We start from the raw sequence: 23,199 nt of genomic DNA, 5'->3' as shown, positions 1-23,199 counted from the left end.
GGGAATGATCAATAAGAGTTCAGAAGATAAACCCAAAACCTATACACTTTGGGAGCAGGTAATCTTCCATATGTGAGTGAAACTTCAGGTTTGTTGGCAGGTAATCGCAAAAGCAAAATTTATTGGCGTTTTGATTGTGGTGCTGCGATACGAGCTTTAAAAGTTGGTCGACAACTACTAGGATATAATTCTTATTAAAGGATTGGATTGGGGGACATAAAGACCTACATAGTAATAAGTTTTCAGATTTATAAAGATGATGAAGAAATTATTTAGAAATGAACAATGGAAATCATGAATTACGTCTTCATTTTCATTTTGAGAGGAAGGCAAGAAACCCCTAGCCAAAATGCTAGGGGTTTTGGGTCTTTGATAAAATTCAGCAATTAACTGAAATGAACATACTTTTAAGAATGGTAAGCATAGAGAAATCTAAGCAGTCTGTATTATCAGTTTAGTTATCGCAATTCTAGACCAAGAAATACCATCTTATAAAGAATAATTTACTCAATATAATAATATCTTACTAGAGGAATATAACGGAGTCCTGTTCTTTTACGGAGAAAAGATAATGGGGTGGGATAGAATGGATTTTAATACCCTCAGTTCGATTAGAAAATATGGTTTTGAAGGATTTATTCCTGTATACAAAATGACCTTAGATCAATCGATTATTCCTGAAACAAAGGGGGTTTACATGGTTCTTTATAACAATCCAACACCTGAATTTCTTACGAAGGGTACAGGAGGATTCTTTAAAGGGAAAGACCCAAATGTATCAATAGAAACGCTAAAACAGAATTGGGTTAATAATACAAAAGTTGTGTATATAGGAAAATCAGGTGGAGTCGACAAATCAGCCACACTGAAATCTCGTATAAAACAACTTATAAAATTTGGCCAAGGGAAAAATGTTGGTCATTATGGTGGAAGACTGATTTGGCAATTAAAAAACAGTAATGAACTAATTCTTTGTTGGAAACAACTTCCTTATGATGATCCAAGGGAAATACAAAAATTATTAATTTGCAATTTCGATAAATTATACGGAAAAAGACCATATGCTAATCTTAAAGATTAAAAGTAAATAGTGAAGTTAAAAACTATATGTAGAAATCCCCGAGTTCCACTAGTGGAAACGGGGATTTTTTGGTATTCATTTTTTCAAAGGCCGTTATTCTTTCGCTTGATAGTGTTTTAGGAGTCATCATTAAATACAGTAAATTAACCAGAACATATGGGGGACTTTTTAGGAATTCCAAATGATCTTGCATTAATTGTTAACAGTTAAGGGAAATTTAGGTAAAATTAAATTAATGAATGATAGGAGAGTGAAGAAATGAGAAAAGCATACATAATAAATACTAATCTATCCAATCGACCAGGTGGAGAAACTGAAAGAGACATGCTGGAAAATGAAAAGTGTGCAGCCTATTTCTCTCCATGGAAAGAGCGGTTACATCAAATACAACCAAACGATTTAGTTTTTCTTTATAGTAATGGATCAGGGATTATCGCAAGAGGGATGGCAACGGGAGTTGTTGAGATAGCAAACTATTGTAATGAAGATGGTTTACATGTAGACGAAGAATATTACATGCATCTAAATCGATTTGAAAGGTTAAATCATCCTGTTCCATCATCACATATAAATGAAATTGTAGGTTACAGTGTGGTCTTAGCACCCACAATGGTAACAATGGAATATAATCGTGGTCTAAAAATATGGCAATCTATCACAAAGAATTATCTATAATAAGGTCTCTTCCTTATGTTTCTATAAGAATTTTCCCAAACAATTCAAAAGATCTAAATGATAGGAGAATTAGTTATGGCAAAAACTTATCAAAAATCAAAAATTGAAGATTTTCGGGGTTTGGTCCATATTCTACTTGACCAATCGAATGAAAAATATAATAACTCACGGGATCTTACAGATAAAAAGTATTTAAGCGGACAAAAAGACGCATATCATTTAGTCCTTAAAATTCTTGAAAGAGACTTTGAGTTAACCCAAAAAGAACAATAGATTTATTTTTTAGCTGAATTGGATGAAATCTCTAGGTGCAAAAGTGTCAGTGAAGTATTTATTCACAGACACTTTTTTTACAGTGATCACTAGTATGATCCCGGACCACCAAAGACAAGTAAAATGCATTGAGCTAAAGTCCAAAAACCTGTTTAACAGAGCCAAAATAAAAGGAATAACAGCTGTTTTGTTGAATTTACTTAATTAAGATGATTTTATTTGAATAGGAGTTGAGTAGTTTGCTAGATCAATTAGCTCATGCTTTAAAACTAAGAGGGTTTTTAATTTCCCAAATGGATGATCATATTTATTTTAGTAGGGGAAATCATGAAGCTGAACTACCCGAATTAATAGAGATGTTTAAGACTGTAAATATTGCTGTCAAAGTGGATGGCAGAAAAATATACTTACTAGATGGTAATTTGAATAAAACAGATTTGGATCAACTTATTTGGTATAGCGTTCAGCAAGAGTCGGGTGGAGGAAATGGTTGGAGGAGCTGGAGATATTTTATTACTAGAGATCATGGCCCTAAAGTGAATACGTTTATCCTTGAAACAGGCGTGGCATTATTGGTGAAAGCGTTAAGTGCAGCAGGAATCGTGACGGTTATGAGCTGCGATGGCCATGGGCAAGGAAGACCATTCATTACTCTTTGTGGAAAACAAAATGCGATTTGGTTTGGTATTTTATTTGATGAGATGAAAGATACCTTGAAATTAAATTATGAATGGGTTTTTAAAGATGTTGAAAATCTAGACATTCATTTTATTGCAGATAAGAGACAAAAGCAGTGGAATCTGGATCTGATTCTTGAAGATACATTCCAGATCGCAGATTACTTTCTCAATGAAGCAGAAAGACTATCAGCACTAAAAAAAGCTATTTTTGGAGGGAAATACAAAAGCACGCGGAGACTGGTTCATGAAATGGATCATGACCAGATGAACGAATGGATGAGAACCAAGTATAACAACTATTTTCACACTCAGCCAGAGGTGAAGGTCTGATGAATTTCTGGAAAGAAGCAGAGTGGTCTGAAATGCTATTTTCCTATTTAACGGCAGGATGGTATGACTGGACCGTATCAGAACATTTATATAAAAATAATACACATTGCTGGTCTGTTACCGCAGGCTATTACTCCCATTATATTTTAGCAGGTACCATGCTGCAACTCTATTTATCGGAAGATGAAAGCAATAAAAGTACAGTTAGTGGTATTGCTGAGTCACATGCAAAGCTTTGTCATTTTTTACGCGGGAGGCTCGAGCCTAATCTAAGAGAGAGATTTGTAGAATATCTAGGCAGGGTCACTGACCAAGATTCTAGTTTATATGATAAAAAATTACTCCAAATCGGTGATGCTCTCTTTAATGCGAAAAAGGCACGGGAATCTCATACGTACCATGTGCTGGTTGTTTCACATCAAACACTATCAAATGTTACGAGCAGCAGTGGGCAAACCATTAATGTCAGTGAAACGGTAGAGGATATCAATAAATACATATTACAATTATCAGCCATCATTAATAAATTTGTATTAGATCTGGTCCTCAAAGTAGTTATGAATCTAGATGAGTCAGTAAAACATTATCACTTAAAGCATTTTATTGAGGAAATAGATGACTTTCATAGACTAGTTGAAAAAGAGAATGTAGGTCCAGTACCGAAGTTGTTATTAAAATCCTTGGAACAAGTGAGATTTGAAATTGAAATGGTACTTGATGAAAGAAAAGTATTGGATTACCGAAGATTCAAGGAAACCATTTCTTCTTTCGGGGACAAATGGCGGTCCTATAACAATTTAAAAAGAAACCTTCGGAATTTGGAAGAAACTCTTAACATTCTAAGTAGTGATCTATAAGGTGGGATTAAAAGGAAAATGAAAGTACCTGTCAAATTTTTTACGTAAACAAATGGAGAACAAATACTGCAAGGCACGAATAAAAGTGCCAGGCACCATCCATTTTGCACATAATGCTCAGTTTGATATGAGTGTACTGCATTCTTGTTTAACAGAGTACGCATTACACCATCCGGATTTTAATTACATCTGCAGTATTCCATTAAGTTCAAGAGTTTGTAGAGGAACTGGCATAGGAAATTCTCTTAAGGAGCGGTTAGCCTATTTTAATATGGAACTAGCTAATCATCATCATGCTATGTCAGATGCTAGAGCATGTGCTGAGCTAGTCATTGCCTGTATGAAAGCGAAGAATAGGAGAGCACTTCAAACATATGTGAACTCATTTGGACAAAGGATACCTGTTCGACGTTTTGAGGAGTTAAAACCACAAACTGAATTTAGAAAGAATAAATTTAAGAGTAATAAGGTTACCATTTCGGATATAGCTGTAACGGTTGAGACGATTAGTACAAATCATCCTTTTTTTCAAAAAAATATTGTATTTACGGGTGAATTGAGTACCCTGGAGCGAAAGGAAGCTATGCAGCAGGTGGTGAACTCCGGAGGAATGATTAAGAGTGGTGTAAGCAGCAAGACGGATTACCTAATCGTGGGTACTCAAGATAAGACCTTAGTGGGGGAAAGTGGCTTAAGTACAAAGGAAAGTAAAGCGTATGAACTGATTAATAAGGGGAAAGCTATTAAAATATTGAAGGAAGAGGAGTTTATTGAATTGCTTAAGTAATTCGTTAATGCACACTAGACTGAATAATAAAATATTGGCTGTATAAAAAAGGAAATGTTTGCAAACATCCATGTCCGGTCTATTAGTTATATTTGCAAGAAAAGTATGGTTACAGTTAGCTTCTCAATTTATCTCGATGTTATAATAGAAGGAGAAATTGCATATACTAGCTACTAACTTTTAGTAAAGGCGGTTAGTTATATGTGTGAAAAGGAGGAAAATGAAATGGCTACAGAAACAATTTTTAATCGCTACACTTTAAACGAATCAGAATCAAAAAAAATAATTTCTGCACCAAGAACTACAATTAGTGACTCAAACGTATTTAATGACGTAAAACTAAATAAATCCGACAGAATTGCTAATGCAGCAAGAATTTTGAATTCTAGAAAATGCAAGTAATCAATTTATCTAGTTTATTTGAAGCTAGTAATAATGAAGTAGACGTTTTCCATTACCTTTCTTCTTTCTACTGCCTAAATAATAAAGATGTGGAGTCCTTTTTGCATAAAAACGCAATTCCAAATGAAAAAAGAGCACTTACTCGAACAAGTTTAATTATTGATGAAAATAATAATAATAGTAATGAAATAATTGGGTATTTCACTCTACTGATAAAATCATTTGACTTAACAAAAGAAGTCTCCAATGAATCCAGAAGAAAACTTACTGGAAATAAAAATGCAACCGTATTTAATACGATACTTATTGCCCAGTTAGGACGATCAGATCAGTATAAAGGGAGAGTTTCAGGGGATATCGTATTACATTTTGCGCGTTAGAAAACTGTGTGCTAATCTATCATTTAGCAGGATTACGTATTGTAAGTGTTGAATACGACGATATCCCTTATCTAAATGACTTTTATTTAAAAAATGAGTTTAAAATACTGCAACTAAATGATTTTGGTAAAATATTTGCTTATATAAGGCTATAATAAGATCCTGCTGTTTTAGAGGTCTTTTTTTATTTTAAAGTATGCGTGGGGACGGTTCTGATGTGACCCCAAGTAGTAAAGGCAGAAGAGGCTCGAATCGTTGAAAGAGTCGTAACAAATTTGGATAAATAGTCGGTGTGCACTTTTCTTAATCAATATTCTCTCAATGAGAAATGAAAGAGCTATTATCCACGGTAGTATAGATGGAGCGCCCTATATATTGCGGGATTGAAATTTTATTAAAATCAGGTAGTCCGTCTTCTTTGAATTTTTCACTATCTCGATAAAATTGTACCTACAAACAAATCATGATCTCCATATGTATTCACATCCATCACTTCACATTCATAAGAAATGTACTCATCCTGTAAGATAGGTGCCTTTGTAGCTATTCCTTGATCAAACCCCATTTGACCTAGTTCGAACTTATTTACATTTGCTCCTGAAAAAACCCCAGCTTGTTGAATAAAACTTGATTTTTCAAATGGAAGGAAATTGATAGCAAATTTACCAGCCKCCTTGATTAAAGGATAGGTATACCGCTCGTGTCCGATTGCTACTCCATATATTGGCGGTGGTGGTTAGCAATTTTACGGCAAACGGGCTTCTATCCCTTGGGGCGTCACCCGTCATGACCTATGCACTTGATGAAGTAGCGGATATGGTCCGAATTTCTCGTGCCCGCGTATCGGGCACCGCTGGTGGACAAATGTCCAACAATGATGGCGGACACTATATTTAGAATTATAGGGACCCCATAGCTGTTGCCTCAATTACCATTTATCATGAACATTCTTTTCTCATCCTTGATGGTTTTTTGAAACTATAAAAATAGGCTTTTATATCAGTAGCAATACCCACCTATGGCACATATTTTGTTGGGGACGGTAATGCAGTGTATTTACCTTTAACAAGTTTTTTCTTTGCCCATTTCAAGTAGCTGCAGCCCTATTTAAATATATAAGGAGGTAATAAAAATGTATGATTTCCAAAGTCAACTCCAGGGGTTAAGTCTTGGGGATTTCCAAGCGACCGAGGCAGTTCCTTTTGACCCAAGCATGTACTACACTGATCCTACTCGATTTGGCGGTATAGGTGGTATTGGTGGTATTGATGGTATTGGCGGTATAGGTGGTATTTGGCGATGTTTTAGTTGCTTTAGCTGTTTTAGTTGCTTTAGCTGTTTTAACTGCTTCCACAATTGCTTCCACAACTGCTTCCACAATTGCGGCGGACATCGCTGCGGAGGACAAAATTGCGGTGGTGGTGGACATCGCTGCGGAGGACACAATTGCGGTGGCGGTGGCCATCGTTGCGGCGGTTGACAACTATAGATTTTTAACCAAAACTTCACATAGAATTAAAGAGGAGAAGAGCCCCTACACTTTGTTGGGGCTCTTTTTTACAGAATAACATATGGGACAAATTGCGATACATAGGATTATAGTGATGAAAAATATAAATGAAAAAAGCTTCGGCTAAGGAGGAGCGAAATGACGAATATGAACCCTTCTATGCGTTTAAAAGTGAAAAGGGACACGTTTTTTCTCCCGGAACCAAACAGAGGTGTGTATTTTCGGAACAATGAAAGCTCGTTCCGTATGGAAGGCAGTATGATCGATCAATGGGTTGAAAAGCTGATACCAATGTTTAATGGCGAGTACACCTTGGAGTATCTGACAAACGGTTTGCCGGTAGCATACCGAGATAGAGTGTTTGAAATAGCAGAAGCACTCTACCAAAATGGGTTTGTTCGAGATGTGAGCCAAGACCGTCCGCATCAATTGAAGGAACAGGATCTAAAAAAGTATGCTTCACAAATAGAATTTGTGGATAATTTGCTTGATTCTAGTGGGTACCGTTTTCAGAACTATCGTCAAGCGAAAGTGTTAGCAGTAGGATCTGGTCCTTTTTTTGTTTCGTTGGTTGCGTCGTTACTTGATTCCGGATTGCCTAAATTCCAAATGCTGATCACTGACAGGGTTCAGACCAATAGACAGCGGCTAATGGAACTCGTGGCACATGCCCGTAAAACAGACGCTGATGTGGAAATAGAGGAGGTCACACTAAACAAGCAGGGGGAAAGTTCCTGGGAGGAAATATTGAAACCGTTTGATTATATTTTATATGTGTCAGAAAAGGGTGATGTAGAGGAACTCCGGCTTCTTCATAGGGTTAGTAGAGAAGAGAAGAAAGTGTTTCTCTCCTCTATCATTTTAGAGCAGGCGGGTTTAGCAGGACCATTCGTGCATCCAGACTCAGGTGCGGACTGGGAGTCTGCGTGGCGCCGTATTCACAAAGAAGCTCTCTTCAAAGACCAGAAATTTTCAACTTCTTCTGCTACACCCGGAGCCATGTTGGCGAATGTAATCGTATTTGAGTTGTTTAAAGATATTACGGGTGTGTCCGAAAAGGAACAGAAGAATCAATTCTTTCTACTAGATTTGGAAACGTTAGAAGGAAACTGGCATTCTTTCCTGCCATATCCACTGGTGAAAGGACAAACATCAGCTAGATTGGTTGAAGATATAGATATGAAACTAGCACAAGGAACGGGCATAGGAGAGCCGGGTAAATTACTCCTTGCCTTCAACCAGTTGACTTCGAAGGTAACCGGAATTTTCCATAGTTGGGAGGAGGGGGATTTAAAGCAGCTGCCTTTAGCGCAGTGCCGAGTTCAGACAGTCAACCCATTGGCAGAGGGCCCAGCTGAATTGTTGGGTGTTATTGTCTGTTCAGGTCTGACACATGAGGAGGCAAGAAGGGAAGCGGGTTTGTCCGGAATTGAAGCGTATGTATCACAAGTAGTCAGTTTGCTCGATCTACCTCCAGAAGTGGAGGTTGGAGCAGGTGAATCATTCGCGGAAAGCGTTGGCCGAGGATTGCAAAAATGTTTGGATGAGGAGTTAATCATACAAAGTCTTAAACAGGAGTATTCAGTCTTTCCGGTGCAGTTAAGTATGGTAGAAGATGAACGTTGTCGTTTTTATTTGCAGGCACTGACGACGTTACGAGGGGCACCAACTATAGGGATTGGAGAGGAAGTTTCTGGATTCCCGGTTGTATGGATTGGTACAAATGACGGATGGTATGGAAGTGTCGATTTGAATATAACAATGGCATTACGAAATGCGCTACAACAGGCAATTATCAATGTCCAAAATGAAGAAGATTGTGATATGGCACGATCCTTGGAGGTTTCGTCCATGATTCTGGATGAAAAAGTGCCGCTAACCATTGAAATTCCTGCTTGTGAAGAGAGGATACAAACCGAGAACTTGCTAACTGCTATGGAAATCTTGGAACGGAATGGGCATCAGCTCTTGGTGTTTGAACTAGGACTTGAACCTTTTTTGAAAGAGGCATTGGCGGGGGCATTTGGGGTTTTGGTTCAAAAGGAGGGGTTAAGGTGAGTGCTGCCATGTTGGTTGTAGGAGAAGGGCTACTGGCAGACCATGTGTGTGAAGAACTGTCATCACAATACTTGGTATTTCGTCAAATCGATTTCGGGGCATTTGTACCGGAAAGGATTGATTTGGCATTGGTTTTAGATGATGCCTGGAACCCCATTGTTCATCAAAAAGCAGAAGAGATGTTTCGCCAAACCAACACTCCTTGGCTGCGAGGCTTTGTTACGTTTGGAGAAGGGGTTGTCGGTCCTTTTGTTCAGCCAGGTACAACAGGTTGTACTCAATGTGCTGAAATGCGGCGTACTATAACAGCACGCGACCGTACAGAATTGTGGGAGATCCAAAAGAGGTTGGAGTTATCCGGAGGATTGCGGCAGGAAGCTTGGGCATCGCGCTCGGGAATATTACAGATGGCCTACTTAATCGGGGCTGAGGTACAAAGAATTATGAATGGTAATGATGCTTATTCTGAAAGAAAGGTTTGTCTCATCAATCTGAAAACATTGAAGAGTTCCTGGCATAGGTTTCTGCCCGTCCCCTTGTGTCAGGTTTGTGGTCAGTTACCTGACGATTCACCAGCCATGGCTCGAATTTCACTGCAGCAAAGTCCGAAGGTTACCAGCGACAGCTATCGGTGCCGTTCATTAGATGACCTGAATAATGTTCTTACAAAAGATTATCTCGATCAAAGAACAGGCCTTTTAAACGATAAAATGGTTAACCTTGTGCACACATTTGCTGATGTAAGTGTCAATTTGCCTTTGTTCGAGGGGGATGAAGGAACAGCAGGCCGGACTAACTCATTCGCGGTAAGTGAGTTAACGGCGATTTTGGAAGGGTTGGAGAGGTACTGTGGACTTGAGCCCCGTGGCAAAAAGACAGTTGTCCATGATAGTTATAACCATTTGAAAAATCAAGCACTCCATCCAATCGAGGTTGGTGTACACGCAAAAGAACAGTATGAGAGACCTGGTTTTCCATTTACAGAATTTGATCCAGATCGGCAGGTTGATTGGGTATGGGGATATTCGTTTTTGCAGGAGCGTCCGATTTTGGTTCCAGAGCTGCTTGCCTATTACAGTTTGGGCTGCGGGTCAAGGGGATTTGTCTATGAAACTTCCAACGGATGCGCGTTAGGCGGAAGTCTAGAAGAGGCCATTTTCTATGGTATTTTGGAAGTGGTGGAGCGTGATTCGTTCCTGATGACTTGGTATGCGCAGATGTCCCTCCCGCGTCTGGACACAGCCTCCATTGAAGACCAAGAGCTTCAGTTAATGATTGAACGGATGCGTGCGGTTGCGGAATATGATCTATATTTGTATAACTCTACGATGGAGCACGGTATTCCAAGTATTTTGGCCATAGCGAAAAACAGAAAGGAAAAAGGGATGAATCTTATCTGTGCGGCCGGATCTCATTTGGACCCAGTACGGGCAGTGAAAACGGCGGTTCACGAGTTAGCTGGTATGATGCTGTCATTGGATGAGAAATTAGAGACGAACCAGGAGGAGTATGTAGGGATGTTGCAAGATTCTTCCTTGGTGCAACAAATGGATGATCATGGAATGCTGTACGGTTTACCGCAAGCAGAAGAGCGCCTGAAGTTTTTGCTGGACGATCATCGTCCCTTGCAATCGTTTGACAAGGCATTCAAATGGAAGTCAAAACATTTAGATCTTACTGATGATCTTCTGGATATTCTTCAAGTGTTTCGCCGATTAAATCTCGATGTGATTGTGGTTGACCAGACTACACCGGAAACGATCCGAAACGGACTGTATTGTGTAAAAGTGCTAATACCGGGGATGCTGCCGATGACATTTGGACATCACCTTACTCGCGTAACAGGGCTGGAGAGGGTGTTCAGGGTACCTATGGAACTTGGATATTCAAATGATCCGCTGACAGCAGAACAGCTCAATCCACATCCGCATCCGTTTCCATAAGCGCATCACTAGGAGGATAGAGTATGATTCTTGATCAGTTTCTGCACAATTTACATTTTGATATAGAAAAGGCAAGCATACCCAATTGGGAAGTAGATTGGGAAGATAAACCACTTCCCTATAAACTATACCGCGGATTGCCTGTGGTCCCATTATCTCTAGAAATACCACTGACACTTGAAGGACTGAAGCAACCCTTCATGCCTGACCTGCGTACAATCGGACATTTTCTTTGGTATGTTTACGGTCTTACTCAATTTAGCCAATCTGTCTTCAGCTTGGATTCTACAGACCATTCAGACGTCATGCAATCGTACAGGAGGTTTGCCCCTTCGGGTGGAGCACTGTATCCAAACGAATTATACGTATATTTGAAAATCGAGGACCTACCAATTGGTGTGTACCATTATGATGTGGCACACCACCGCTTAGTACTGCTGCGAGAAGGAAATCATGATTCTTATATTGCTAAGGCACTTGGAAATCGCTGTGACGTTTCATCATGTTTTGGCACCGTTTTTGTATCGACGATGTTTTGGAAAAATTTTTTCAAATATAATAACTTTTCATACCGTCTGCAGGGATTGGATGCAGGTGTATTGATGGGCCAATTGTTGGAAGTTTCGAAACGGTTCGGCTTTGAATCGGGGGTATACTTCCAATTTCTTGATCGGGCCATGAATCATTTGCTTGGATTGTCTGAACGAGAGGAGAGCGTGTATGCAGTCATCCCGCTATCGGTGGAAGCTACCATTTGGTCAGCCAACGGGAGTGAAAAGGAAAGAATAATTTCTGCTGCTGAGTTGTGCCGAGAATTGCCATCGATTGAGCCCAATCATTACCTTCGATCAAAGAGGGTTAAAGAGTATCCATTGATAAGCAAGTTAAATGAGGCGTCCATGTTGGATTCTACAACATCGTTTTCGTTGATCGAGGCTAGGCAGGATGGGAATTGTGAGGATCAAGCGGTAGCTCTCCCTCATGCGGAAAGGTTGTTATATGATCTTGCCTCTGTTTGTCGAAAACGATTTTCTCCAGATATGGATTTCATTTTGGGTAAGGTAAGTCAACTTCAATTGGCAAATCTTCTACACGAGGCGACGGATTCCTTTTTGTATCGAAATGATTTGGAGGCAACTTATCAGAAGCACGAGCCGCGTGTCTCACTAAATATCTGTCTTTATAATGTTGAAGGAATTCCTAATGGTGCGTATCAATATGACAGCACTGCTCATGCATTACATCTGGTCCAACTCGGAGACCATCGACTCCTGCTGCAAAATGGTATGTCATTATATAATGTGAATCTGCTTCAAGTACCGCTTTGCATACATGTCACAGGAGTAAAGAATTATTATAAAAATACTCTCGGTTACAGAGGATATCGCATTCAACAAATGGAGGCAGGTATGCTCGTGCAACGATTACTCTTATTGGCAGCAGGCAGTGGAATGGGAGGGCACCCGCTCCTCGGATATGACTCCAACCTGTGTGATAAAATTTACAAGATGGACTCACAAGGAAAAACCAGCTTAATCCAAATTCCGATTGGTCCCTATCGGTCTCGCCCTTGGTTAAAAGGAGATTTGTGTAGTTAATAGGCAAGGGTAATTATATAGATATTAGTCCCCCAGTGAACTAAAGATTTAATGCAACGGGGGATCCCAATGTCCCTAAGTTAACTATAAATATATCAATAAACAATCCCCATCTTCAGGAAAGATAGGGATTTTTTTGTTTACTTTGAGAACAAACAATTAAAAACTCTTTTATTTTCAATAATAACCATTATGTATATGCTGAGGAAAAAGGGTAGATAAAATACGTGCTTAATAAGCGAATGGAGCAGATTAGCAGAAAAAAGGAATTTAAAAAATATTACTTTTCAAATATAATAAAAATAGAAATATAGAAAATATATCCATATTTAGGACGATATATCTAATTGCACTAAAGGGACAGGTAGTAAAAGAGTAGAAAACATAGAAGTTTGTATTAGATAGTAGTGTACTAAAACACAGAAAAAGGCTTTCTAAAGGGGAGAAGAAAAATGAAAAAAGGAAAAATAGTAATGTGGTTGGGCTTACTCTTAATGGTAGTAGGGGTATATACTCAAACGTTTTTATCACCTCATTGTTTTATGATCGGCACAACAATTGCTTTATTTGGATGTCTTTTAGGAGGGATTAGCTTATATCTGCCTAAGTCTAATGGGGGTTCAGGAATAAAACTTAAAATAACAAATGTCTTAGGCTGGGTAATTTTATACCATGGAATATAAGTGTGTACTTTTTTAAAGAAGAACTATCTATCATTACGACTGGGTTGGGTGGACTTATTTGTCTGATGATGGGGACGGGGTTAATACTTTATAAAGGTAAGATAGGATTAAACAAAAATTAAAATCATTATTGTATATCATACTTTATTTTCAAGTATCGTTTCTTAAACTAAAGGGGAAGTGATGTTGAACAAGAGCGACGAATACAATAAGCTATTTGCTGCGCAATACAACCATACTAGCTATACACAACCATTAAGAGACGATTACCCAAAAAGTAATCGCCTCTTTCTTATTTGAAGGATAAAATCTAAAAAATAAAAAGCTGTTCATACTCAGTTGGTAATTTTGCTGTTTGAATAGGTAATCCTTAGTTACTAATAAGAACTAAGGAGAGTTGATTATTATGAATCTAGGTGAGCAAATATTATCAGATTTAGTGGCTGCTTTAAAAGAATTGTATCCTAATATTGAAGTGGAAAGTACAAAGAATAAATTGTCTACAGTTCTAACAGAGTTTTATTCAAAGAGTTAAGTTAGGGGAGGTACATCCTGACCTTGAGGATAAAATACAATTGTTCATCTCAGCAAAAAAACTAGAAGGTTCCAAATTAAAAGCTCCAAAAGATGAATACCGACTTCCAAAATCATTATCAATCGAAGAACTAGAAATGTTAAGAGAATCCTGCGATACAGTCAGGCAGCGTGCTTTTCTAGAAATATTGTATGCAACGGGTTGTAGATTGTCTGAAGTTCATGGATTAGATAAAGCTGATATCAATCTACAAAATATGAGCACAGTAGTTATTGGTAAGGGTGATAAACAAAGGGAAGTCTATTTTTCGATTAGAGCAATGTATCATTTAGGTAAATATATAAAAGGAAGAAATGACAATTATGAAGCCTTGATGGTTACAGATTTAGCTGCTGGTTTACGTTACCATTCCAAATATCGACATAAAGGGTACCATCAGGCTGTAGCTGTGCGATTAAGACTTCCTGTAAACTCGTTGCACCTTTTTTCTTTAATTCCTTTAAGAGCCAGTCTTTTGAAAGATTGAGTTCTATTAATGCTCCCTCTAAAAGGTAGCCATCAATTATTAAAACACGAGGCTCTTTTTGAGATTGTTCAGTTTGCTTTAGATCCTGGACCGTGACATTTCTGGCACTTTTCTTCTGGATAACGCTAATATCTCCGTTCGTCTCCAATATTGCTAGCTCGATATCTTCGAGTTTAAAATTACCGCCTTTACGTAATAGTAGCATAATATTGTGGGCTGTAAGATTCTCTTTAATTAAGCCTTCTGTACGAAATTTTCCATTTTCAATTACAAGGGTGGGACTACCTTCCAATAGTCTACGAAATGAAGATCTTTTTCTACTCAAAAAACTCAGGAAAATTGGAAGTACCCCCCAGACAGTAATTCCGATGACAGCATCCATCGTACGAATTTCAGGTTCGATAACCATACTAGCTGTAAAGTTACCAATGGTGATACCAACGATATAATCAAAATAGGTGAGTTGGGCCAATTGTTTTGTCCCCATTAGACGTGTCAATATAAATAGAAATAAGAAGCTAATTATCGCTTTTATTAAAAAAATAATATCAAGCAAAACTAAATTCCTCCCCAAAACATATTATTACTATTATTGGATAAAATACAATAAATAAAACTATAGGAGGATTTATTTTGAGGAAAAGTAAATCTAATATGCCTAAAGTCATTTTACTTATTATTATTATTTTTAATTTAAGTGTAATTCATACAATGTTAAAGGGTATTGACAACCCTTTAGCAAGGCAAACGGAGGAAGTCAGAAAACAAATCGAATCAGAGAATTGGCAGGAAGCAAAAAATGATGTTGTTAAACTTAATAATATATTTGAACAAAAGAGGTGGATGCTTGAATTTTTTGGACCTATTGAACATGTAAGTAATGTAAGACAAGAGGTACAGGAATTAGTACAAGAAGTTAAATTGGAAGAAAAAAACGATGCACTTACAACATTAACAAGAATAGAGGCAAGGTTTAGAGAGTTTGTTGTTTTGTAATTAACTTAAAAAGGGTCTGCCCAAAAGTGTGTGAAAGCTGACTTTTTGGGTGGCCCTTGTTTTTTGTATTTTTTCCAAAAAAAATAAGAGTTTCACGATTCGCAATGGTGCTTGGACAATGTGAAAGAATAATATTGGCATGTAAATACTTGTTTATAAATAAATGAGATTAATAAGAGGGAAATAATTTTTTGTAATTCAATAAAACGGATGTTATTTTCTGAAGGTCAGTCACTTATTGTGCTAACGAGCCGCATTCCTGTAATGATAAAAAATGGAGTTTGCACAAAAAAATAACCTCTTGGTATGATATTTTTGGCTATCTGCGGGCAATACCTTCAAACGAGAGTTAGTCACGTTTGTTGAACGAGTTCAAGAGCTAGCCACATTGGCTACAGCTGAAGCTTATAATTCTGTAATGCGTAGTAGACTTTATACTGCGAAGCAAAGGTATTCATCTTTTAGCGACTTTTGTGAAAAAATGCACATATAATAACGAAGATGTAAGTTCAATGGGGTATTTTAGCCAACAAAAAACGCTGCAATCTTATCTTTAACGATTGCAGCGTTTTGAATTATTTTACTATATTACGCAGAGAGTTCTTCTCTGGCACGTTTATTTCCTTTATAGATAAAATAAAGAGCAATAATCATAAACAGTAATGCAAAATAACGTTTCATATCTAAAGGAATGACTAAACTATTGAACCAGCCGAAATTGTCAATAACAATTCCGATTACAAGCTGACCAATGATAACGGTAATATTGGTTGCAATAACCCCAATTTTAGGAACTGCGGCGATAATGAAAAGTAAAAACAATACCCCTAAAAATACCGCGCTTAATTGCCATTTAGGTACCTCTAAAATGGAAAACACATTTCCATTACCAAAAAAGAGAATAAAAATAGCTAGAAACATTGTTCCAGTTAGAAAAGTTAAAAGTGTCGTTTCGATTGTTCCAGCTTTACGACTGAATGTACCATTAATAGCTGACTGTGCGCTTAATGTGATACCACCTAAAAAGGTGAATAGAATCATTAATATACCCATTCTTAGACCTCCTAGTAAACTAAAACAAGTGCTATAATCATTGAGATGATAGCTACTATTTTTTCTTTATTGATTCTAGATTTCTTGCTTCCAAGCCAACCATAATGTTCAATCACCATACTCATCACTAATTGACCAATAATTACTGCAACCATAGTTATTCCGACACCAACAAATGGAACACTAATCACAATAGATGTTAAATAAACAACCCCCAAGACACCACCAAGTAGTGTCCATTTAGGTGCTTCAACCGCATAGGAAAGTTTACCTTTTCCAAAGAAAAGCCATAATAATCCGAGGATGATTGAACCCACAAAGAAGTTATAAAAACTTGTTTCGAGCTTTCCTATCGTTTTCCCTAATTCACCGTAAATAGCTCCTTCAAAACTAAGCGCTGCCCCTGCTAATAACGCTAATATATATGAGATGTAACGCATTAAATGAATCCCTCCTTAGTTCGTCATTTTTAAATATCTAGAATAATCGATATACTTTTTATAAAAAAACAGAAATCAACCAACTCAGATTTCTGTTTTAAGATATTCAGCAAATTGACGAATGACTTCTTCGTTTCTTCGATAGTACGTCCACTGACCATAACGATCAGATTCAAGAAGACCAGCTTTCTGCATCATATTTAAGTAGTGAGATACCGTAGATTGAGAAGCCTCGGCTTTTTCTTGAATGTCTCCTACGCATACTCCGCCCTTATAACTTACCTCCTTTGGCAGGTGAGCGCCTTGTTTAGGAAAATGCTTCTCTGGTTCCTTCAGCCACTGTAAAATGTTAAGTCTAGTTTTATTTGATAACGCCTTAAATACATCGATTGGTTCCATAGTTGTTATTATATATCGACTTATTTCGATATGTCAATTAGCAGAGATTAGGTGCACCTAAGTTTACTTATTACAAATCATTTATTTAAATAAGGCATGGCTTACTTAACTAACTGGGTCCTGCACAGTACAACGAAACTGTTCAGCAGGAAATACCAAAAGGAGGATAAGGTAAAATAAAATGGAAAATAACATTGAAAAAAAGATTGGTGAAATTTTCAATCGTATTGAAAAATATCCATCATACTCACCAGATCCAATTAAAATAACCAAGTTTTCATTGAATCAAAATGTGGAAGATTTTAAGGTTGTATATTACTTGGCTGATCAAAAATATGTGTTTCATTATAATGAACAGATCGCCAGCCGAATAGGAATTCATTTTTCAAATAATCCTTTAGAGCAACTGGAGAACGAGGTTCTTTACATTAAAAGGATGTACGAGCGAGGGATTGGGGCTAAAGAATATTATCCATTTACGGATTTTGAATAATTAATTTTTAAAGATAATCAGCTAGTCCAAAAATGCTAGAAGAGCAGTTAAACCCAAAGCTGCTCTTCTAGCATTTTTTTCAAAGATTTAACGATCGGTTACAAATTTTCAGGACGTACTTACCGATAAATTACTTCCTTAATCTTTTTTAATCTTTTATTAAAATTCCGTGATGCTTGGTACTAAACGGTAAAAAAGGGGATACAATCAACATCCTGATGTATATTATTCAACCCTAAAGAATTGTTTTCGATAGTCTCTTGGTGTCATACTGTATAATTTTTGGAAGGTTTTTGTAAATGATTTCGTATCCTTGTATCCCACTAACGTCCCAATTTCATAAATTTTGAGGCTTGGGTTTTTGGTTAATTCACAAGCTTTCTCCATTCGAACCCTTGTTAAATATTGTAAAAATGTTTCGCCTGTAATAGATTTAAAAACCTGACCAAAGTAGTGATCTGTAAGATGCAATCGACTTGCAATCTCTTTTAATGTTAGCGGTTTCATTAAGTTCGTCAATATATATGATTGGGCACTCAAAACAAGCCGTTCGTGATAGGTGGTTGGTTCATTTTCAGACTCGTTGTCCTTATTTGTAGGTTTGTTAATGTCTGTTTGAATCCGATCTACTGCATCCATTAGTTCATCCGTATCGATTGGTTTAAGCACATAGCCTTTGGCATTGTATCTCATTGCTTTTTGAGCATAAGAAAATTCCTCATATCCACTCATAATAATCACTTGGATGTTAGATTTCTTTTCATAGATAAATTTGGTTAATTCAATACCATCCATTTCAGGCATTCGAATATCAGTTAGAATGATGTCTAGTTTTTCATTTTCGATCCAAAAAATAGCCTCTTTTCCATTTTCCGCAGTACCAATAACATCGATATTTCGCTCGTGCCACTCATCCAAAGATTTCAAACTATCTGATATAAGCCAATCATCATCTACTATTAACATTTTGAGCATCATGTACCTCCATGGGGATTGAGATTGTCACCGTTGTGCCTGCATTTGGCCGGCTATCCATCAATATTCCAAAAGACTTATCATAGTGTGCATGTATTCTCGTTTGGACGTTATAAAGGCCAATTTTATTTTTATATTTTGCTAAATTCATTGAGTTGAATTTAAGCTGGTGCCGAATCTGTTGAAGCCTTACTGCATCGATTCCCACCCCATTATCTTTAATGGTAAAAATAATCGTTGAATCCTTGGTCTCCCCAATAATCTCTAAAATCCCCTTTGATTTAATAGGGTCAATCCCATGAATAATCGCATTTTCAATAATTGGCTGTAGAATCCATTTGACCGTTAAATATTCTTCTATTATTGGATCAATTAATAGTGTATAAGTGAACGGTTCTCTCATCCGTGCCTTCTGAATTTCTAAATAATTAACGATGTAATTGATTTCCTGTTTAATTGGGATTTTTTCTTCAAATGAACTTATACTTGATCTTAAAAGTCTTCCGAGAAGGACAATTAAACGACTAATCTCATGTTCTCTTTTTTTCCGAGCTAAAGAATTAATCGTTTCTAAGGTGTTATAAATAAAATGAGGATTAATCTGTAGCTGTAGGGCGGTAATTTCGGCTTCTTTCTTTAATTTTTCTTCGTGTTTAACAGCCTGAATGAGTTTCTTTATTTCGACAATCATCGTATTAAAGCCTTTTCCAAGGTCACCAATTTCATCATTCGAATGGACAACAAATTTTTCATCAAGATTTCCCAGTTCCACCTTTTTCATTACTCGTCCAAGTTTCTTAATGGGTGAGGAAATTCGATGTGAAATAAATAAAGCCGCAAGTAAACAAATGAATGCTGTGGTTAATGTAGCGATTAAAGCGATTTTTTTAAAATCATTAACAGGCCCATAGAATGCGTTCTTCTCGAAATACTCTGTTACAAACCATCCTGTTTGTGGAAAGTGTTTCGAGAAAATAATAAATTCGTCTCCGGAACGACTTTGAATCGTAGAACCGGTTTTAGCCGCTGCTACATCCTTATATTCTAGTGTATTGGCTGGTGCTAAAACAAAACCAAGCTTGTCATGGATAAAGGTACCCGAATTATTAAAAGAATTCCCACCATCATTTCTTAGAATATCTTTTAACAGATCCTCTTTAAAATCGATGATAAGGAATCCATAGGACTTTAAATTTCGATCCCATACTTTTTTAACATAGGAATATACTTTAAGATTTTTATCTTGATTTGAATAAGGTCGATTATGTAGGGTTGTAATTTGTGGGGTTAAGTAATTATTTTGTCCTATATCTTCGATCCACGGAAGCTTTCTAAAGTGCTCGTGAGAAAAATGTAAATCATGAGAATATCCATAATTGTAAAAAAAACCATTGTTACTTACGATCATGATTCCAGCAGTTTCAGGCCTTATATTTTGAATACTAGTAAGCAGTTCATCAAGCTCTAAATAATGCCTCGGTTGTTCTAAAGGATTGGTGTTTTTTAGAAATTCAGAAAATACCTTGCTCTGAGTGATCCCTTTATCCATTCGTTCTAAATCCTTTAATAGCAGTGAGAGTCCACCTATCTTTTGTTCCAATATATCATCTGCATGATATTGTAAATTTTCAAATAAGGAGTTAGAAATTATTTTATACGCAAATGAGCCAACAATAGTCGTTGGAATAAAGGAAAAAAGAACAAAAGTAACCAATAGCTTTATAAAAATAGAGTTAATTAATTTCATTATATTTCCCCCGAGGATTTGGTATATTTAGGAATCTAAGAAATGAATACCCACGTTCAACCCACCTTTAACCATCTTCCACACCATTGAAAGAAAATTCTAATCATTTAGAATTATTAGTAAGCAAACTAGTTCTCATTCTCTAACGAAAGGATTGTGATAGGTAAATAATATTTTCGTTATTCCAATAAGTAAATGAACACGAAAAGAGATCGGGATGTTAATGAGGGGGAAAATATTCACCATGATTCACCACCCATCTAACCATTATCTGCACTATTGAAAGAAAGTTTAAATCATTTAGAATTATTAATAAGTAAATGTTACTTATATCTTATGGAAATAATCTTTAAAAGTAAATAATAGTTTCATTATTCTTTTATATGTGCCTAATACAAAAAGGGGATGGGGATATTTATGAAGGGGAACAAACATAGGATTGCTCTTTTACTAGTATTATTAATGCTTTTTACTGTAGCTTGTCAAGCACCCACATCATCAACTGATAATCAAACAAAAACAGGTTCGAATCAAGGGAATAATGAAACAGCAAGTGGGGATGGTGAGACACTCGATCTATTAATTCCAAACTTCTACAACGATGTTGAGAAGCAGCAGTGGACAAATGTTGTTGCAAAGTTCAAGGAAATTAATCCAGGGATTGAAGTGAATCTTACCAACGGGGATGTACAAGTAGAGTCTGGAAAATTACCAACCCTGTTACAATCAGGAATTGAACCTCCAGATGTAATCTTAATGAATGCTGGTCCTGGAAGGGTATCGATTCTCTCAGATGTTAATCTTATCCAACCTTTAAATAATCTTTACCAAAAGAATAATTGGAAGGATGCTCTTAGACCATTTGCCTATGATCTCATTTCAAAAGGCGAAAACATTTATGAGGTTCCACACATGTTAGATGCCATTGGAATGTTTTATAACAAAGATATTTTTGAACAGCATGGTGTTGAAGTACCAACAAATAAAGGCGAATTTTTGAAAGCGCTTCAAACCCTTAAAGATAAAGGTGTTGCACCAATAACAGTTGGGGCAAGAAATGGATATGCGATTGGTTGGATTTTCGGGGTCATGATGGAGAGTGTGATGGGGACTGAGAAGGTAGAAGAATTATTATATGGCGATGGAAAATGGAATGACCCAGAAGTAGTCGAGGTTGCTGAAATGATGTCCGAATGGGTAGAAAAGGGATATATAACAAAAGAATCAGTTACACAAACACAAGCGGATTCAAAGTTCAGATTTTTATCGAAACAAGCCGCAATTGAAGCGGAAGGAACTTATCTAATTACTGATTTAGCTGACCAAAAACTTGAGAACAGTGTAAATATGTTTATGATGCCATCTTTTGTTGATGGAGAGGTTGCACAGCCTGTCGGTGGAGTAGGGTTAACATGGGTAGTTCCTACAAAGGCAAAAAACGCAGATTATGCTGAAAAATGGATGGACTTCATACTATCTGAGGATTATAGCAATATCGTATTAAATCTACCGGATTATAACTTTATCCCAGCTTCAAAAGCCTCTATAAATATTGAACCTGTAGGGGAAGTATTAAAAACAGCCATGAAATCTATTGAAGAGGGATCTGGCTACAATCCAAGTGTATTTATCGGTGTAGAAGCTAAGGAAGCCTACTATCAAAACCTACAGGGTCTTGTTGGTGGATTGATTACCCCACAAGAGGCAATGGACAATATAGAAAAAGGAGCAGAAAAAGATCGAGCTAATGGATTTAGTCTAAAATAACAATTTGTTTATGGGACTTTAGTTCATGTGTTCATATGACTAGGTCCCATAAAGGAAGGAGGTTATTAATGAGTTATTCACCGCCTGTATTAGAAATGGATAATAAAAAAGGTGTAGCATTCGTTACTAGTAAATCGAAGATGAAGATGAAGAAGGCGATGACAATTGCTTCTTTTCTTCTTCCAGGATTGATTTTATATGCAGTCTTTATGCTATATCCAATGATCGACGCATTCCGATACAGCTTCTTTAATTGGGATGGAGCATCGCCAACGATGAATTATGTAGGATTGGAAAACTATGCCCAACTCACAAAGGATGACATATTCTTAAGATCATTGGGTCATAACTTGTTATGGGTTGTACTAAGTCTTGCTCTTATGGTGGTTCCCACATTAGTGCTAGCAGTATTAATCAGTAGAGTAAAGAAAGGGAAAATGTTTTTCAGAGCGGGATTTTATCTGCCAAGTGTTCTTTCTCTAGCGGTTGTCGGAGTACTTTGGTCGAAAATCTATGACCCGATGATGGGACCAATTAATGTTTTTCTAAAAGCAATTGGGTTAGAGAGTTTAGCAAAAAACTGGTTGGGCGAACCATTATTTGTTATACCAGCTCTAGTTATTGCCAGTACCTGGGCATTCTATGGACTATACTTAATCCTTTTCCTAGCAGGTTTGCAGAGCATTGACTACAGTCTCTATGAAGCTGCAGACATTGATGGTGCTGGTCCATTGAGCAAGTTTTGGAATATAACCATTCCTAGCTTGAGAAACACATTAAATGTTGTCATCAGTATGGTTATTATCCACGCACTTAAAGGGTTTGCATTAATTTGGATTATGACGCAGGGTGGACCCTTCTACATGAGTGAAGTTGTTTCCACTTATGTGTACAAAGCGGCATTCAGTATGAATAAAGTAAGCTATGCAACAGCTGGTAGTGTGGTATTAGGAATTATTGTAATCGGGTTCACAATTGGATTTAACTATTATCGAGAAAGGACTGATTAGT

The 23,199-nt window shown here is 37.0% G+C and carries 25 protein-coding genes and 2 pseudogenes; 20 read left to right on the top strand and 7 right to left on the bottom strand.

Features of this window, described 5'->3' with window-relative positions; translation table 11 throughout:
* Positions 1-586 precede the first annotated feature (586 nt).
* From BTR25_RS07980 to BTR25_RS07945, 8 genes are all read left to right on the top strand, one after another.
* A complete protein-coding gene (locus tag BTR25_RS07980; RefSeq protein WP_075687533.1) occupies positions 587-1,081 on the top strand; it encodes a hypothetical protein in 495 nt (164 codons plus the stop codon).
* A 258-nt stretch (positions 1,082-1,339) separates the two neighbouring features.
* On the top strand, positions 1,340-1,756 hold the full coding sequence (locus BTR25_RS07975; protein WP_075687532.1) for a hypothetical protein: 417 nt from the start codon (positions 1,340-1,342) through the stop codon (positions 1,754-1,756).
* Positions 1,757-1,831: 75 nt separating this feature from the next.
* Positions 1,832-2,029, top strand: a complete 198-nt coding sequence (locus BTR25_RS07970; protein ID WP_075687531.1) for a hypothetical protein — start codon at positions 1,832-1,834, stop codon at positions 2,027-2,029.
* 239 nt (positions 2,030-2,268) lie between these two features.
* Positions 2,269-3,039: a hypothetical protein gene (locus BTR25_RS07965; protein ID WP_075687530.1), complete on the top strand. Its 771-nt coding sequence runs from the start codon at positions 2,269-2,271 to the stop codon at positions 3,037-3,039.
* Positions 3,039-3,896 (top strand): hypothetical protein, encoded by an 858-nt coding sequence (locus BTR25_RS07960; RefSeq protein WP_075687529.1) that lies wholly within the window; start codon positions 3,039-3,041, stop codon positions 3,894-3,896. Before BTR25_RS07965 ends, BTR25_RS07960 begins: the two co-directional genes overlap by 1 nt.
* A gap of 85 nt (positions 3,897-3,981) precedes the next feature.
* The gene (locus BTR25_RS07955) at positions 3,982-4,683 is read left to right on the top strand and encodes a BRCT domain-containing protein (protein WP_075687528.1); all 702 of its coding nucleotides are present in this window, start codon (positions 3,982-3,984) and stop codon (positions 4,681-4,683) included.
* A 225-nt stretch (positions 4,684-4,908) separates the two neighbouring features.
* Positions 4,909-5,085 (top strand): hypothetical protein, encoded by a 177-nt coding sequence (locus BTR25_RS27485; protein WP_175596728.1) that lies wholly within the window; start codon positions 4,909-4,911, stop codon positions 5,083-5,085.
* A complete protein-coding gene (locus tag BTR25_RS07945) occupies positions 5,076-5,465 on the top strand; it encodes a hypothetical protein (RefSeq protein ID WP_139311198.1) in 390 nt (129 codons plus the stop codon). Before BTR25_RS27485 ends, BTR25_RS07945 begins: the two co-directional genes overlap by 10 nt.
* 430 nt (positions 5,466-5,895) lie before the next feature.
* Here BTR25_RS07945 and BTR25_RS28620 read toward each other — a convergent pair whose 3' ends face one another.
* A complete protein-coding gene (locus BTR25_RS28620) occupies positions 5,896-6,144 on the bottom strand; it encodes a flavin reductase family protein (RefSeq protein ID WP_368482975.1) in 249 nt (82 codons plus the stop codon).
* 29 nt (positions 6,145-6,173) lie between these two features.
* Here BTR25_RS28620 and BTR25_RS07935 point away from each other — a divergent pair.
* The 8 genes and pseudogenes from BTR25_RS07935 to BTR25_RS28060 all read left to right on the top strand — a co-directional run.
* Positions 6,174-6,308 (top strand): annotated as a pseudogene (locus tag BTR25_RS07935) (hydroxyethylthiazole kinase); the annotation flags it as partial.
* A 289-nt stretch (positions 6,309-6,597) separates the two neighbouring features.
* Positions 6,598-6,945, top strand: coding sequence for a heterocycloanthracin/sonorensin family bacteriocin (locus BTR25_RS07930; RefSeq protein ID WP_075687525.1), 348 nt, complete (start codon positions 6,598-6,600; stop codon positions 6,943-6,945).
* 168 nt (positions 6,946-7,113) lie between these two features.
* Entirely contained in the window at positions 7,114-9,033 is a 1,920-nt protein-coding gene (locus BTR25_RS07925) for a putative thiazole-containing bacteriocin maturation protein (protein ID WP_075687524.1), read from the top strand.
* An 8-nt stretch (positions 9,034-9,041) separates the two neighbouring features.
* Positions 9,042-10,976, top strand: coding sequence for a TOMM precursor leader peptide-binding protein (locus BTR25_RS07920; RefSeq protein ID WP_483295242.1), 1,935 nt, complete (start codon positions 9,042-9,044; stop codon positions 10,974-10,976).
* Positions 10,977-10,999: 23 nt separating this feature from the next.
* Positions 11,000-12,574 (top strand): SagB family peptide dehydrogenase, encoded by a 1,575-nt coding sequence (locus BTR25_RS07915; RefSeq protein WP_075687522.1) that lies wholly within the window; start codon positions 11,000-11,002, stop codon positions 12,572-12,574.
* Positions 12,575-13,026: 452 nt separating this feature from the next.
* Positions 13,027-13,257 (top strand): hypothetical protein, encoded by a 231-nt coding sequence (locus BTR25_RS07910; protein ID WP_075687521.1) that lies wholly within the window; start codon positions 13,027-13,029, stop codon positions 13,255-13,257.
* 406 nt (positions 13,258-13,663) lie between these two features.
* Complete coding sequence (locus tag BTR25_RS28400) at positions 13,664-13,792, top strand: hypothetical protein (protein WP_303046819.1); 129 nt, start codon at positions 13,664-13,666, stop codon at positions 13,790-13,792.
* A gap of 136 nt (positions 13,793-13,928) precedes the next feature.
* Positions 13,929-14,111: pseudogene (locus BTR25_RS28060) on the top strand (tyrosine-type recombinase/integrase); the annotation flags it as partial.
* Between the two features lie 58 nt (positions 14,112-14,169).
* Here the strand turns inward: BTR25_RS28060 and BTR25_RS28055 are convergent.
* A complete protein-coding gene (locus tag BTR25_RS28055) occupies positions 14,170-14,874 on the bottom strand; it encodes a YetF domain-containing protein (RefSeq protein WP_075687519.1) in 705 nt (234 codons plus the stop codon).
* A 77-nt stretch (positions 14,875-14,951) separates the two neighbouring features.
* Between BTR25_RS28055 and BTR25_RS07895 the strand changes: the two genes are divergently transcribed.
* Positions 14,952-15,314 (top strand): DUF4363 family protein, encoded by a 363-nt coding sequence (locus BTR25_RS07895; RefSeq protein ID WP_075687518.1) that lies wholly within the window; start codon positions 14,952-14,954, stop codon positions 15,312-15,314.
* Between the two features lie 588 nt (positions 15,315-15,902).
* Here BTR25_RS07895 and BTR25_RS07890 read toward each other — a convergent pair.
* The 3 genes from BTR25_RS07890 to BTR25_RS07880 all read right to left on the bottom strand — a co-directional run bounded on the left by BTR25_RS07890 (position 15,903) and on the right by BTR25_RS07880 (position 17,206).
* Positions 15,903-16,367 carry a DMT family transporter gene (locus tag BTR25_RS07890; RefSeq protein ID WP_075687517.1) on the bottom strand — a complete coding sequence of 155 codons (465 nt, stop codon included), beginning with the start codon at positions 16,365-16,367 and terminating at the stop codon, positions 15,903-15,905.
* 11 nt (positions 16,368-16,378) lie between these two features.
* The gene (locus BTR25_RS07885) at positions 16,379-16,807 is read right to left on the bottom strand and encodes a DMT family transporter (RefSeq protein WP_075687516.1); all 429 of its coding nucleotides are present in this window, start codon (positions 16,805-16,807) and stop codon (positions 16,379-16,381) included.
* Positions 16,808-16,891: 84 nt separating this feature from the next.
* Positions 16,892-17,206 (bottom strand): ArsR/SmtB family transcription factor, encoded by a 315-nt coding sequence (locus BTR25_RS07880; RefSeq protein ID WP_075687515.1) that lies wholly within the window; start codon positions 17,204-17,206, stop codon positions 16,892-16,894.
* 181 nt (positions 17,207-17,387) lie between these two features.
* Between BTR25_RS07880 and BTR25_RS07875 the strand changes: the two genes are divergently transcribed.
* Positions 17,388-17,699, top strand: a complete 312-nt coding sequence (locus tag BTR25_RS07875) for a hypothetical protein (RefSeq protein WP_075687514.1) — start codon at positions 17,388-17,390, stop codon at positions 17,697-17,699.
* 225 nt (positions 17,700-17,924) lie between these two features.
* Here the strand turns inward: BTR25_RS07875 and BTR25_RS07870 are convergent, their stop codons facing one another.
* Together BTR25_RS07870 and BTR25_RS07865 are read right to left on the bottom strand one after the other, a co-directional pair.
* Positions 17,925-18,677: a response regulator transcription factor gene (locus tag BTR25_RS07870; protein ID WP_083652283.1), complete on the bottom strand. Its 753-nt coding sequence runs from the start codon at positions 18,675-18,677 to the stop codon at positions 17,925-17,927.
* Positions 18,649-20,421 (bottom strand): cache domain-containing sensor histidine kinase, encoded by a 1,773-nt coding sequence (locus BTR25_RS07865; RefSeq protein WP_075687512.1) that lies wholly within the window; start codon positions 20,419-20,421, stop codon positions 18,649-18,651. Before BTR25_RS07865 ends, BTR25_RS07870 begins: the two co-directional genes overlap by 29 nt.
* A gap of 417 nt (positions 20,422-20,838) precedes the next feature.
* Between BTR25_RS07865 and BTR25_RS07860 the strand changes: the two genes are divergently transcribed.
* On the top strand, positions 20,839-22,188 hold the full coding sequence (locus BTR25_RS07860) for an ABC transporter substrate-binding protein (RefSeq protein ID WP_075687511.1): 1,350 nt from the start codon (positions 20,839-20,841) through the stop codon (positions 22,186-22,188).
* Positions 22,189-22,256: 68 nt separating this feature from the next.
* Positions 22,257-23,198, top strand: coding sequence for a carbohydrate ABC transporter permease (locus BTR25_RS07855; RefSeq protein ID WP_175596727.1), 942 nt, complete (start codon positions 22,257-22,259; stop codon positions 23,196-23,198).
* Position 23,199: the final 1 nt, after the last annotated feature.

It is taken from the genome of Bacillus sp. MRMR6 (assembly GCF_001940785.1).
Lineage (GTDB): Bacteria > Bacillota > Bacilli > Bacillales > Cytobacillaceae > Neobacillus.
Note: the sequence above shows the minus strand (reverse complement) of the source record. Positions and strands in the feature narration are given on the sequence as shown.